Origin of the sequence: Pseudomonas sp. IT-P171, from assembly GCF_949767765.1 — a bacterium.
Classification (GTDB): domain Bacteria; phylum Pseudomonadota; class Gammaproteobacteria; order Pseudomonadales; family Pseudomonadaceae; genus Aquipseudomonas; species Aquipseudomonas fluorescens_B.
In genome coordinates this window covers 270214-282930 of the sequence record NZ_CATKQN010000057.1, presented here as the reverse complement: position 1 = coordinate 282930, position 12717 = coordinate 270214, and the positions used below count along the sequence as shown (strand labels likewise).

At 57.0% G+C, this 12717-nt stretch carries 17 protein-coding genes and 1 tRNA gene; 10 read left to right on the top strand and 8 right to left on the bottom strand.

The features are described from left to right. Window positions 1–3 precede the first annotated feature (3 nt). The 8 genes from ACM6I5_RS25635 to ACM6I5_RS25600 all read left to right on the top strand — a co-directional run bounded on the left by ACM6I5_RS25635 (window position 4) and on the right by ACM6I5_RS25600 (window position 4567). Window positions 4–198 (top strand): cysteine-rich CWC family protein, encoded by a 195-nt coding sequence (locus ACM6I5_RS25635; protein WP_414884932.1) that lies wholly within the window; start codon window positions 4–6, stop codon window positions 196–198. A gap of 57 nt (window positions 199–255) precedes the next feature. Beyond that, window positions 256–948 (top strand): pseudouridine synthase, encoded by a 693-nt coding sequence (locus ACM6I5_RS25630; protein ID WP_414884931.1) that lies wholly within the window; start codon window positions 256–258, stop codon window positions 946–948. 314 nt (window positions 949–1262) lie between these two features. Next, window positions 1263–2147, top strand: a complete 885-nt coding sequence (locus ACM6I5_RS25625) for an alpha/beta fold hydrolase (RefSeq protein WP_414884930.1) — start codon at window positions 1263–1265, stop codon at window positions 2145–2147. 181 nt (window positions 2148–2328) lie between these two features. Beyond that, window positions 2329–2402, top strand: a tRNA-Gly gene (locus ACM6I5_RS25620). Window positions 2403–2708: 306 nt separating this feature from the next. Then, the gene (locus ACM6I5_RS25615) at window positions 2709–2888 is read left to right on the top strand and encodes a type II toxin-antitoxin system HicA family toxin (RefSeq protein ID WP_017336896.1); all 180 of its coding nucleotides are present in this window, start codon (window positions 2709–2711) and stop codon (window positions 2886–2888) included. A 36-nt stretch (window positions 2889–2924) separates the two neighbouring features. Further along, window positions 2925–3332 carry a type II toxin-antitoxin system HicB family antitoxin gene (locus tag ACM6I5_RS25610; RefSeq protein ID WP_031318476.1) on the top strand — a complete coding sequence of 136 codons (408 nt, stop codon included), beginning with the start codon at window positions 2925–2927 and terminating at the stop codon, window positions 3330–3332. 186 nt (window positions 3333–3518) lie between these two features. Continuing rightward, entirely contained in the window at window positions 3519–3827 is a 309-nt protein-coding gene (locus ACM6I5_RS25605) for a hypothetical protein (protein WP_017336894.1), read from the top strand. A 470-nt stretch (window positions 3828–4297) separates the two neighbouring features. Continuing rightward, the gene (locus ACM6I5_RS25600; protein ID WP_414884929.1) at window positions 4298–4567 is read left to right on the top strand and encodes a short-chain dehydrogenase; all 270 of its coding nucleotides are present in this window, start codon (window positions 4298–4300) and stop codon (window positions 4565–4567) included. Between the two features lie 425 nt (window positions 4568–4992). On the opposite strand, the gene tam is transcribed toward ACM6I5_RS25600, so the two are convergent. Then, on the bottom strand, window positions 4993–5763 hold the full coding sequence (tam, locus tag ACM6I5_RS25595) for a trans-aconitate 2-methyltransferase (RefSeq protein WP_017336891.1): 771 nt from the start codon (window positions 5761–5763) through the stop codon (window positions 4993–4995). Window positions 5764–5932: 169 nt separating this feature from the next. Next, window positions 5933–7018 (bottom strand): type I restriction endonuclease, encoded by a 1086-nt coding sequence (locus ACM6I5_RS25590; RefSeq protein ID WP_414884928.1) that lies wholly within the window; start codon window positions 7016–7018, stop codon window positions 5933–5935. Window positions 7019–7249: 231 nt separating this feature from the next. On the opposite strand from ACM6I5_RS25590, the gene ACM6I5_RS25585 reads away from it, so the two are divergent. Then, complete coding sequence (locus ACM6I5_RS25585; protein WP_017336888.1) at window positions 7250–7660, top strand: low affinity iron permease family protein; 411 nt, start codon at window positions 7250–7252, stop codon at window positions 7658–7660. 66 nt (window positions 7661–7726) lie between these two features. On the opposite strand, the gene ACM6I5_RS25580 is transcribed toward ACM6I5_RS25585, so the two are convergent. The 6 genes from ACM6I5_RS25580 to ACM6I5_RS25555 all read right to left on the bottom strand — a co-directional run bounded on the left by ACM6I5_RS25580 (window position 7727) and on the right by ACM6I5_RS25555 (window position 12090). Then, window positions 7727–8230, bottom strand: a complete 504-nt coding sequence (locus ACM6I5_RS25580; RefSeq protein ID WP_414884927.1) for a DUF4142 domain-containing protein — start codon at window positions 8228–8230, stop codon at window positions 7727–7729. 73 nt (window positions 8231–8303) lie between these two features. Then, on the bottom strand, window positions 8304–8462 hold the full coding sequence (locus ACM6I5_RS25575; protein WP_080995118.1) for a KGG domain-containing protein: 159 nt from the start codon (window positions 8460–8462) through the stop codon (window positions 8304–8306). Between the two features lie 116 nt (window positions 8463–8578). Then, window positions 8579–9928 carry a diguanylate cyclase domain-containing protein gene (locus ACM6I5_RS25570; RefSeq protein ID WP_414884926.1) on the bottom strand — a complete coding sequence of 450 codons (1350 nt, stop codon included), beginning with the start codon at window positions 9926–9928 and terminating at the stop codon, window positions 8579–8581. 87 nt (window positions 9929–10015) lie between these two features. Beyond that, window positions 10016–10654 carry a LysE family translocator gene (locus tag ACM6I5_RS25565; RefSeq protein ID WP_414879579.1) on the bottom strand — a complete coding sequence of 213 codons (639 nt, stop codon included), beginning with the start codon at window positions 10652–10654 and terminating at the stop codon, window positions 10016–10018. An 18-nt stretch (window positions 10655–10672) separates the two neighbouring features. Further along, the gene (fos, locus tag ACM6I5_RS25560) at window positions 10673–11137 is read right to left on the bottom strand and encodes a fosfomycin resistance glutathione transferase (RefSeq protein ID WP_414884925.1); all 465 of its coding nucleotides are present in this window, start codon (window positions 11135–11137) and stop codon (window positions 10673–10675) included. A gap of 47 nt (window positions 11138–11184) precedes the next feature. After that, window positions 11185–12090 carry a LysR family transcriptional regulator gene (locus tag ACM6I5_RS25555; RefSeq protein WP_414884924.1) on the bottom strand — a complete coding sequence of 302 codons (906 nt, stop codon included), beginning with the start codon at window positions 12088–12090 and terminating at the stop codon, window positions 11185–11187. Between the two features lie 77 nt (window positions 12091–12167). On the opposite strand from ACM6I5_RS25555, the gene ACM6I5_RS25550 reads away from it, so the two are divergent. Further along, window positions 12168–12656, top strand: coding sequence for a DMT family transporter (locus ACM6I5_RS25550; RefSeq protein WP_017336882.1), 489 nt, complete (start codon window positions 12168–12170; stop codon window positions 12654–12656). Window positions 12657–12717 lie beyond the last annotated feature (61 nt).

Here is a 12717-nt window from a genome sequence, read left to right as displayed (position 1 = left end):
TACATGAACAAGCCTGAAATCTGCCCCGCTTGCGGCGCCTCCAATGCCTGCACCCTGGCCGACCCGCGAACCGCCGATCGGCCCTGCTGGTGCTACAGCGTCAGCATCGACCCGGCGGTACTCGAAACGCTGCCCGCCGAGCTGCGCGACCAATCCTGCCTGTGCCCACGCTGCGCGCAGGTCGAGTCGCAGTTGTAAGCAGCGGCCCGGCGGATCGCGTAAGATGCGCGGCCCTTTTCCTGCCGATCTCAATTCATGCGCGTTGACCGCTTCCTCAGCAACCTGCCCCGCTTCAACCGTCAGCAGGTTCGCCTGTTGCTGGTGGAAAAACGCGTGCGGGTTGACGGAAAAGTCGTCAGCGACCCGCATGCCGAAGTGCTGGAGTTCAGCCGTGTCGAGGTCGATGAGGAAGTCTTGCAAGTCGGCAAACCCGCCCGCTACTTCATGCTGCACAAACCGCCCGGATGCGTCAGCGCCACCCGCGACCCGGAACACCCGACCGTCCTCGATCTGATCCACGAACCGGACAAGCAAGACCTGCACATCGCCGGCCGCCTCGACTTCAACACCACCGGTCTGATGCTGATCACTAACGACGGCAGCTGGTCGCGACGCCTGACTCAACCGCAGACCAAACTGCCCAAGGTCTATTACGTCGAGACCGAACAGGAGATCGGCCCGGAATACGCCCTGAAATTCACAGAAGGCCTGTACTTCGCCTTTGAAGACCTCACTACCCAACCAGCCGAGCTGATCGTGCTCGGGCCGAGATCGGCACGACTGAGCATCGTCGAAGGCCGTTATCACCAGGTGAAGCGGATGTTCGGCCACTTCGACAACAAAGTGCTGCGCCTGCACCGCGAACGCATGGGCCCGCTGGTGCTCGATAACGCGCTAAAACCGGGCGAGTACCGCGCGTTGCGCACCGAAGAGATCCATTTGATCTAAGCAGCCTACCGCTCAGCAGAAGTTGTCGAACAATTTACCAATGGCACTTGCGCGAACCCCTCTCCCCTGCTTGAATCAGGTCGTCAGCCGAAATGTGACTGACGAGTCACAACATACTTCTAAGAAACTTTTTGTCGGTTAGAGAACCCTCAGGTTCCGCCTCAGACCGGCAGACTGCCCGCCAATAACAATACCCGTCGACCGGACTGCAATGGATCGACATGGGCCTCCAAAATTCCAGGCGTATGCCTACCTGTCACAAAGCTCGTGCAATCTCATTTGCGCGCATACCCGCTTGCCAGGAGTCTTATGACATGAGGCCAGAAATCGCTGTGCTGGATATACAGGGTCAGTATCGGGTTTACACGGAGTTCTATCGCGCAGACGCCGCAGAGAAGACCATTATCTTGGTCAACGGCTCGATGGCCACGACTGCGTCGTTTGCACAAACCGTGAAAAACCTGCACCCGCAGTTCAATGTGGTCTGCTACGACCAGCCCTACGCGGGCAAGTCAAAAGCCCACAACCTGCATGAGAAATTGCTGACCAAGGAAGTCGAAGGGCAGATCCTCCTGGAGCTGATCGACCACTTCGCCGCCGAACACGTGCTGTCGTTTTCCTGGGGTGGCGCCGCGACCCTGGTTGCCCTCGCCCAACAACCGCGACGGATCGAAAAAGCCGTGATCAGCTCGTTCTCCCCGGAGATCAACGCGCACATGCTCGACTACCTCGAGCGCGGTGTGGACTACCTCGGCAGCCGTGACGGCGACCGGGTCGGCAACCTGGTGAACAGCACCATCGGCAAACACCTGCCGACCCTGTTCAAGCGCTTCAACTACCGGCACGTCAGCAGCCTGGCCGATCATGAATACGGGCAGATGCACTTCCACATCAGCGACCTGCTGCACAGCGACCGCCAATGCTTCTTCAAAGCCGCTGAGCAAATCAACGTGCCAGTGCTGTTCATGAACGGCGAATGGGACGAATACACCGCCGCCGATGGTGCCCGGTTGTTCGCCGACCACGTGAAACAAGCCACCTTCACGACGCTGGATGCGACGGGCCACTTTCTCGACATGGAACACAAAGCCGCCTGCCGAGACAGTCGCAACGCATTGCTGGGTTTCCTGAAACCTGAGCAGCAGGCAAGCCGACCGCGTTACCACTACGTCCAGGACCACCATGCATTCGCAATCTGAAAAAGCGTCATCGCGAGCAAGCTTCGCCCTATAGCGTTAAACGCATTCCTGTAGGCGCGAGGCTTGCCCGCGAACGACCGTCACCCGGTCCGATGTCTTGATTCACCTGCGCTAAAGCCATTCCGCGCAAAGAAAAACTTCATTTCCACGCGCACATCTGGTACAAAGTCAGCCGCTCTGAGCGGGTGTCGTATAATGGCATTACTCCAGCTTCCCAAGCTGATAACGAGGGTTCGATTCCCTTCACCCGCTCCAATCGAATTTTTGGTCTCGCGTTAAGATGGTTTTGACGGGGATGTAGAAAGAAAAAAACCGGCCCATGTGGCCGGTTTTTTTATACCCGTCGATTGAGCTGCAGGAGCGCTTCAAGGGGTGCGGCAAAAACCTGCAATACAGAAAACGCCTCATTTGCGGCCATCTCCGAACTCTATCCTCACGCCCTCCTAGACTCGTTTTTCACACCACCTTTCCATCGTGACCGAGAAGGCTCAGTGGTTATAGTGTTGATCATATAAATTCAGTGGGTATAGTAACCACCTAAGCACACCACACGGAGGTGATGTGAATAGCCGATTTTTGATAAGCCAAATTGTTGCGGATGGCTGGTATCTGGTGCGTATCAAGGGCAGTCATCATCACTTCAAGCACCCGACCAAACCGGGGCTGGTGACAGTTCCTCATCCGAAAAAGGACCTGCTCAAAAAAACCGCCTTGAGTATTTTGCAACAGGCGCTGCTCTGACGAATTCAAAGCGCAGCGCCTCAGAGGACAGTGAAGATGCTTTACCCGATTGCGATTTCAATGGGCGATAACGAACACGCTTGGGGCGTGGAGGTACCGGATATTCCAGGGTGTTTCTCCGCAGGTGAGGATCTGGATGATGCGATGGCCATGGCTCGTGAAGCCATTGAGGGCCATTTCGAAATTCTTGCCGAAGACGGTTCACCGATTCCACCTGCGAATAAAGTGACCCTGCATGCGGCGAATCCGCAGTACGCCGGTTGTACATGGGCGGTGGTGGACATCGATGTTACCAAGTACCTGGGCAAAGCCCAGAAGCTGAACATCACCCTGCCGGGGTACCTGCTCAACCGCATTGACGAATACGTATTGCATCACCCGGAAGAGAAAAGCCGTTCAGGTTTTCTGGCATCGGCAGCACTGAAGGTGTTGCAGCAGAGCTGATGCCCTTGTTTCCAAACAGCAAAAACCGGCCCCAACGGCCGGTTTTTTTATGGTTCGGATTCGGTGACACGCCGCATTCATTGCTCGGCTCCGCCTGCCGTTAAATCCTGCCGCTCGTCAGCTGTCCGGCACACTCCCTCGAACCTGCCTTCCAATGAGTACATCCCTCGGACGGAAGGCTTAAGCATGAACACCAAAATCGCTGCTCTGACGCTTGCGGGCCTACTGTCTTCCTGCTCGTTTTATGCGCTAGCGGCTGAGAAGACGACAGGAACTGCCGTTCCTCCTGCCGCTCTTCCCGGTCTTAATCAGGGGCAAAGCGCTGAATCAAACGAGGAGAAGGCCAGCAAAAAGGGCGAGGAGTCTTCGGGTGCAAATTCCGGAGCCGATTCGAAAACGCTGGAGAAAGACTCAGGTTCTTCGCACAAAGCGGAGGAGTACCAGAAAAAACAACGTGAAAGCCATCCTGGTGGCGTGAAGCAACCGGCCTCGTGAGCATCATTAGCCGTTTCAACACGGAAATTAACGTTTTCCCATGAAGTCGGCGTTTTGTTAGCGTTTTCGCTGGCGAATTAAAGGATTGCCGTCACTGACGCCGCAGAGCCAATGCCCATTCTCCGGGGGTTTAAACGAGGCCGTATGCGGAAAAGGCAAGGTCCTACACTACTCTGGGAATTGTCCGTAGACTTGCGCATTGCTGTGCCTTTGTCATGAGACCTATAGTCCGAGCGCGCCCAAATGGCGTATTGGGTTTGGCGACTCGATGACTGGTACAGAAGCCTCCGAGAATTTCTCGGAGTGCATTTGAACGCACTTGGCTGCCTCTTTTTTTGGTGGCTGTGCGTGGGAGACCCCACGGTCTGCCGGTTTTACCATGTCCCGGTTCGCCAACCCACGTACAGCTACCACCCTATTGTTTGGCGACGATTGAGTGGTAGGTCTTCCCTCCGATATGGTGATCACTCATGAATGACTACATGGCTTTAACCAGCAACGCCGACGACCTTCCCACCTTCTACGTCAACACCACCCAACCGCTGCATTCCCTTCTCAGCTCCGCCCGTTACAGAATCGGCGCGGTGACACAGGTCCTGGAAAACCTCGCGATGCGCGGCGAAATCAATTCGGATTCGGTGATTCTCAGCGACTTCGCAATGCTCTGCAGCATCCCCTTGCGCGATAGCTGCGATGTACTGGATGTCATTGCACGACGTATGGATGCGGAACCGTCCTGACACCAAAAGGGGCGTCTTTTTGACGCCCCTTTTGATTTGTAGATCAACTGCTGCGCCGTGAATTTCTTTAACAATAATGTGGCGAGGGAGCTTGCTCCCGCTGGGTCGCGAAGCGGCCCCAAAACAAGGACTGCTGCGCAGTCCAACGGGAGCAAGCTCCCTCGCCACAGGTTTTTTTGGCGCCCCACGTATAGTTTCCGTATAGATCCCCGCCCCCCAGTAAAGAAGCCGTAGCCCAGCATCAACCCCAACCAAAAAACCCCTACCCTGCCCTCTCACCTTTCACGCAGAGATCAGCATGGACAATTCAGAGTTGGGGATCATGATCATTTCAATGATTGGGTTGTTCGGCTTTGCGTCGTTTCTATTCGATTACCTGAGTGCCAAACGAAGGGACAGATAACGTTATCTGTCCCTTTCTGGCATCAGCGGGTCGCGACGATGAACAATCGCGGGAACGGCAGCAGCACCGAACCATCACTCAGGGCCGGATACGCCTGCTCGATCGCGGCGTGATATTGCTTGAGGTATTGCGCCTTTTCCGCATCATCCAGCGGTTCGAGAAACGGCCGCAAACCACTGCCCTTGAACCACTCGACCACGCCGGACGCCCCGCCCGCCAGCGGATGATGGTAGGTGGTGCGCCATACATCGACGCGCGCGCAGTGCGGTCGCAGCATCGAGTAGTAATCGCTGGCACTGGCCATTTCCGTGCGTTGCCCGGCGGCGTCCGCCAGCTTGCTGGCCCACGGGCCATCGGCAGCCACTTCGCGCATCAGGCGATGGGACGCTTCGTTGAGGTTGTCGGGCATCTGAATGGCCAGGCTGCCGCCCTGGGTCAGTCGGGCGGCCAGCGAAGGCAGCAACGTCGCGTGATCGGGCAGCCACTGCAGCACCGCGTTGGCGAAGATCACGTCGAACGGGCCGCTCTCATTCCAGGTGCCAATATCCACGGTATCGAACTGCAATTGCGGCAAACGCTTGCGGGCGGCTTCGATCATGTCGGTCGAACTGTCAACGCCTCGCACTGTGGCGTTCGTGAAGCGCTCCACCAGCAATTCGGTCGAGTTGCCGGGGCCGCAACCGATGTCGATGGCCGAGCGTGCGTCCACAGGCGGGATCGCCGCAAGCAGGTCGCGTGCAGGGCGGGTGCGTTCATCTTCAAAAGCGACGTATTGCTTGGCGGACCAACTCATTGCGTTCTCCTGTCGAATCGTTGTCCGGACCTGGGCCGACAACCGGTTCGCTACGATACAGCGCCTGGCAGGCTCCGCTCTACTCCACCTTCGGTGGGCAATATCACTGAACGCCTCCGCAAAAAATACCGGCTTTACTGGCCGGTTTTTTCGTCGCGGGATAAAGCACTTAATCGTAATACCCAACCGTCTTCTTCAAATGATCCGAGTACTCGTAGATGTCGTCGACCGAGTTGATTGCATGCCGGGTTTCATTCTTCTCTTCGTCAAATATGCCGATGTATTTCTGTGAACGATTGAAGTGCAGACGGCAGATCGGTTTGCGATTGTTGTCGTCCAGCAGAATGCCGAAGTAACTCTGGGTATCGCGCTGAACAATACGTTTGGCATCCACGACTGATCGAACCACTGCACGAACGATGTGATAACCCTCTAGCTCTTCCAAAGTTGTCAGCACCTTATCTTCTGACTCATCCCGCACATCCGGCTGCTCGGTGCCACTGGAAGAAACCGGTAAAGCTGCCAGTGCTGGTTGAATAGAACCACTCATGGCCGATTTGAGCCGGTCATTTATCTGGTCATTGAGAAATTGAACCACAGCCTTTCTAGTCAGCTCATGAAACTGCTCACGGACTTTCTGAGTAATCACGCCGTCGTAGACACGCGAAGCGAACACTTTCACAAAATCATCGTCGGGCTTGCTGACTTGTGAAGCGATGATTTTTTTGATTTGGCTGACGTACTTCAACTCACCAGCGGCACTGATAATCGAATCCACATCGAACGCCGATTTGGTGAGCTTTACTAATTCGGGGACGGAGTATTCGTCGATGTCCAGAAGGTCGAGTTCAAGAAAAGGCTTCTCGTCCATTTTGTTGGGCGCGTCCAGATCGGTGAAAAACTTGTAAACCTGGCCGTTGGTGAGGATGGAGATACGAGCGCTGGTGACATGGAAATAACGAAACAGCTGTGAGGCATGATTGATGTGCAGCGGTTCGCCGATTTTTTTGCACTCGATCAAGATCTGAACCTCACCTCCCTTCATGATCGCGTAGTCAATTTTCTCCCCCTTCTTCGTTCCGATATCACAAACGAATTCAGGAGTAACCTCAGTCGGATCGAAGACATCGTAGCCGAGCACCGTGCTGATAAAGGGCATGACAAAAGCGTTCTTGGTCGCCTCTTCCGTTTGAATTGCAGCGCTCTGCAAACGAACTTTGGCGGCTAGACTTGCTAACTTTTCGAAAAATTCCATGCGTGACCCCTTCCTGTTCGATCCGTGTGTTTGCATGCTGGCAAATTGACTGCCTTTGATACTAGACATAAACCGGCACAAAGAAAGATTCCGCCCAAGAATAGCGAACAACCGCCTCCAGGCTTCGATCCGGGACTTCACCGCTTTTCAGGGAATCAAAGAATGTAAGTAGAATTTTCAACATTCCGTCGCTGTCACAAACTCAGGCGCATCCCTATAAGGACAACGACAATGAAATTCGCAAAAATCTCGCAGAAACTCGCCTTGTGGGCCGGCAGTCCCAAGACGTTCATGGGGGCGTTGATTCTCATCGGTCTGTGGGGGTTGAGCGGGCCGATTTTTGATTACAACGACACCTGGCAACTGATCATCAACACCTCGACCACGATTATTACGTTCCTGATGGTGTTCCTGATCCAGAATACGCAGAACCGCGACACTGACATTTTGCATTTGAAAATCGATGAGTTGTTACGGGTGAACAAGGAAGCGCAGAACGCGATGCTCGGGTTGGAGTTACTCGACCTGAAGCAACTGGAAGCGCTGCGTAGACACTACCGTGCCATGGGCGAAAACGAAGTGCATGGCCTGGCGGGGCTGGCAACCGAGGGCAAGCACAAACAGAACCTGAACGACTGCTGAGCACCAACAAAAACGGCGCGTGATGTAAGTCACGCGCCGTTTTTTTTAAACGCCGTCAGCGTGGTGTCATCGACCCGCTTGCAGCGCCCTGGCCATTTGCAGATGGTTCTGCAGCTTGGGCAGGGTCTCTTCGGCGAAGGCTTTGATTTCCGGCACGTCGGTCGTCTGCGCAGTCTGCTGAAGCTGCTCGATAGCCTCCTGCGTTGTCTTCACCTGACTGGCGGCGTACGCCTGATCAAACGATGCGCCGTCCTGAACTTCCGGCATCAAGGCTTTGGCCTTGTCGACGACCTCTTCCCGTGGGGCCACCGGCAGATCCAGTTGCTTGGCGATTTTCGCCAGGTGCTGGTTGGCGGTAGTGCGGTCGTTGATGACGACGACGGTGTAATCCTTGACCTCTTTGGACTCGGATTTCTGGTGCGCCAGGCGACTGGCCTCGATATCGGCCATGCCTTTGGCCGAGGCATCGTTGATGAATTCGGCGGGGGACTGGGCAAAGGCAGTGCTGGCGCACAGGCCCAGTAACGTGGCAATACTGGCATTGCGTAATCGGGTGGCCATCCGGCTCATGGTCGCGCCCTCCTCTCTATAAATTCAAACGGGAGCTTTCGCTCCCGCCTCTCAATCAAAACCACCTTCACCACTACTTGGATTTCTGGCCGCCTTTGCGGCCCATATCGGGTTTCGCAGGCTCTTTATCGACAGTCGTGGTGGTGGTCTTCCCTCCTTTGCGACCGGCTTCAGACGCCTTCGTTCGATCGTTGGCGAAATTTCCCGAGTTCGAGTTTCTTGAGTTAGGCATGATTCTCTACCTCTTGGTAATGATCGCGGCGAGCAGGAGCCCGCATAGAATCTGAATTTCGATCACTGCAAAGGTTTAGAAAAACTGGGATCGATGCGACGAACGGTGACTGATTTTCAAGCCCTGTACTTCAGGTGATTCTGGCGTTTGGCGCTGTACATGGCCTCGTCGGCATGGCGAAACAATTGCTTTTCTTCCGAACCGTGTTCGGGGTAATGCGCAACGCCGATGCTCGGCTGGATGTTCAGGCTGTGGCCATCCAGCCGCAGCGGCTGAGCCAGTATCTGACGGATTTTTCCGGCAATGCCGTCAGCGTCTTCCGCAGCCTGAATGCTGTGCAACAACACCACAAACTCATCACCGCCGATGCGCGCCACGGTGTCGGTTTCCCGCACGCAGCCTTTCAGACGATTGGCGACCGCTTGCAGCAGCATGTCGCCGACGGCATGGCCGTGGGTGTCGTTGACTTCCTTGAAGCGATCGAGATCGACGTACAGCAGCGCCATGCGCCCGCACTCCAACTTGGCCAGTGTCAGCGAGGCTTTCAGCCGGTCACGGAGCAACTCGCGATTGGGCAGTTGGGTCAGTTGATCGTACTGGGCCATGCGCTGCAGCCGGGCATGCAATTGCTTGCGCTCGATGGCAGTCGCGACCTGGGCGCACACAAACTGCAGCAGTTCCTTGTCTTGCTCGGTGTAGCGCTCGCCGCCCGCCACGCTTTTTACGATCAGCGCGCCGATGGTGCCGTTCTGCGAGTTCAACGGCACGCCCAGCCAGCAGGGCGAGTGCTGGCCGGCGACCAGTAGCTCGAATCCTGCCGGGGCGTCGTCCTGGTCCGGGGTCAGCAGAATCGGCTGGCCGCTGCGGATCACCTCGGCACACAGCCGTCCGGTGACGGTTCCGGGCTGCTCGGGTTGCTGTTCATTGTCATCGACGTGGTAAGGGAAATTGAGCTGCGCGCACTGCTCGTCATACAGCGCGACGGAAAAATTCAGCGCCGGCAGCCATTCACCGATGATCAAGTGGATGCGTTTGAACAACGCCAGCAAATCTTCTGCCGCGTGGGCCGCTTCGGAGATCGCATACAACGCCGCTTGCCGGGACTCGGCCTGCTTGCGCTCGGTGATGTCGCGGGCCACGGCGATGCGCAGTTGATCGACTTCCGACCAGCGCGCAGACCACAGGATGTGTACCACGCGGCCATCTTTGCGCAAGTAGCGGTTTTCGAAGTTGAGTTTGGGGTCACCGCCCATGATTTCCCGCGCAGCGTCGAGGGTGCGCTGGCGATCGGCGGGATGCACCATATCGATCATTGGCAGGCCGACCAGCTCTTCAGGCGTGTAACCGAAAATGCGTTCGCAGGCTGCGCTGACAAAAACAAAGCGACCTTGTTTATCAACCGCGCAAACGGCGTCCAGCAGTAGATCGATGTAACTCGCCAGCGGCGCGGAATTCCTGGATGCCATGGTGCAGAGAGCATGTCCGAACAATGCAACAAAAAAGAACCATCCCTGACCCGTGATGTAGCCGCTGACGCGTCCCTGCGATCAGTTTCAAGCCTTGTTCGGCATCAGCCCCGGCAAGGCATGCGCCAGGGCGTTGATGGCAAAACCGATAAACATCACCCCGCACAGGCGGGTAATCGCCAGTTCATGGCGTTGATACAGGCTGCGCACCTGCCGCGCACCAACGATGCCAATGAGGATAGCGTAGGCGATCAGACCACCGACGAAGCTCAGAACGATCAGCCAGGGCAGCATCGACCAATGCAGCAACTCCGCACGGCTGGACAGTAACGCCGTAAAGGTCGCCACCGCCACCGGATACGCCTTCGGATTGGTCAGACCGAACAGAATGCCGTGCCAGAACGGTTGCCGCGCCGGGCCCTGCGGCGTTTCGGCGCCGCTGCGTTTGGCCCGTACCGCGCGTAAACCGAGCCAGAACAGATACAACCCGCTGAGCACACCCAGCACGTCAAACGCCGTACTGCCGATTTCCCGTGCCCCGACTATCGCGATCAGCGCAGTGCTGCACCAGACCACGTCCCCGAGCAAATGCCCGCACAAAAAACCCGCCCCTGCCCGCCGCCCACGCGCCGCGCCGATGCCGAACACCGCCAACACCCCCGGCCCCGGTGTGATTCCGTAAATGAAGCCCGAGGCGAGAACGGCCATTAGCAGCGATGGGGTCATCGGGGAAATCCTGTTGAACTATTTGGTGAATGGCCGCAAGTCTATATCAGGTCCTTGCGAATCGACTGACTGATCGTCAAAGAACTTCATTCCCGCATAGGGACGCTGCCGGCAAGCTGCCAGTCGTGAGGCCAGATCGCCGACATGGGCTTCAAGCTTGTGACCCTCCGGGTCGAGGAAGTAGAACGACGCGCCTTCGCTGCGGTTGTCGCGCCATTCCCGGACGTTGGCCGCTCGCAGGCGCTCGACGAATGACGAGAAGTCGGGTTCGCCGATGCTGAAGGCGTAGTGGGTGTAATCGGCGGCGGGCCCGGCGTTGCGCAGGGGGTCGAGGGAAAGGCATAGCCAAAGGCCGGGCAGCGAGAGGTAGGCGCCGCTATCCCAAGTGGCTTCGAGCTGAAGTTGCAGGAGGTCGTGATAGAACGCCACGCTGCGGTTCAGGTCGGTGACGGCGAGGGTCAGGTGGTTGAGGCCAGATAACATTTTTTCAGTAACCCTTGAGTTTTTCAGGCACGACGTAGTTTTTACCGTCATGGTGCGGCAACCTCAATCCGCCCGTTCAACCAGTTCAACGCCTGATCCCCGCCTCGCCGCTTGTGCCACGCCAACACGAACGTAAACGACGGAATAGCAAACGGCGGCGGAACAACGACCAGCGACTGTTCATCAATATTGCGCAAGGCGCGCGATGCAACCGTGAGAATCAGGTCCGTGCCACTGATGAACTCCGGCGCCACGCTCCAGTGCGGCAGGCTGATCGCTACGCGGCGGCGCTCACGTATCGCGGTCAACGCCCGTTCGATCTCCGGAGTGCCGCTGCCGCGCATTTCCAACAAGACATGCGGGCGCGACAGGTAGGTTGGCAAGTCGAGCACGCCATCGGCGGGCAGGCTGTTGCGGTCCACGAGGCAGGCGTAATGTTCTTCGAACAAAGGAGTGCTGCGCAACTCGTTCGGCAGCTCTGGAAAGACGCCCGCCGCCACGTCAATGTCGCCGTTGAGCACTGCGTCGAGCATGCCTTCGCGGCTGGCGTGGCTGATTTTCAGGTCGATGCCCGGTGCTTCCCGGCGTAACGTGCGGATCAGGCCTGGCAGGACGATGGCGGCGCCGTAGTCGGACATCGCCAGGCGAAAGGTGCGCTTGGCCGTGGCCGGATCGAAGGCATTGGGCGCCAGCAGCGATTGCACCTGGGCCAGGGCTTCCGCAAGCGGTGCGATCAGTTCGAGGGCGCGTGGGGTGGGTACCAGACCAGCTCCTGCCCTGACCAGCAATGGATCGCCAAGTACATGTCGCAACCGCGCCAGCGCATGACTGACCGCCGGCTGACTGAGGTGCAAACGCTCAGCCGCACGAGTGACATGTTGCTCGCTGAGCAAGGCGTCGAGAATCACCAACAGGTTAAGATCAATACGCCGAAGATCATTCATCCGATGCATGCTCTGGATAGCGATTTGGAATTTAAATCTGCGCGACGAATACTCTAGAGTCCAGCAAAACCTGTTGGAGAATGATCATGAGTACGTTGCATTGGGCCGGTTTGTTGCTGTTGGCGGTGATTGCCGGAGCGGTGGTGCCTTTTCAGAGTGCGATCAACGCCAACCTTACACGTGGGTTGGGTCATCCGCTGTGGGCGACTTTTGCGTCGCTGGTGGTGAGTATTGCGGTGCTGTTGCCGATCATGTTGGCGCTGCGCTTGCCGCTGCCGTCACTGGATTTCATCACTCGGGCACCCTTGTGGATGTGGGCCGGCGGTGCGTTGGGGGTGTGTTTTATTTCACTCGCGCTGATGTTGCTGCCCAAGCTGGGAGCGTCGGGGTTTATTGCCTTGGCGCTGGCGGGGCAAGTGGTAGCGTCGTTGGTGCTGGATCACTTTGGATGGTTTGGGTTGGTGGAGCGGCAGATGACGGTGCCGCGGGTGTTGGGGGCGGCTTTGTTGATCGGTGGTGTTGCGCTGATTCAGTTCAGTGATTCACCCGCCAAAGCGGTGATTGCGACGTCTTGAAAATCAAAAGATCGCAGCCTTCGGTAGATCCTGCGGGGATGCGTGGTCCCTGTAGGCGCTG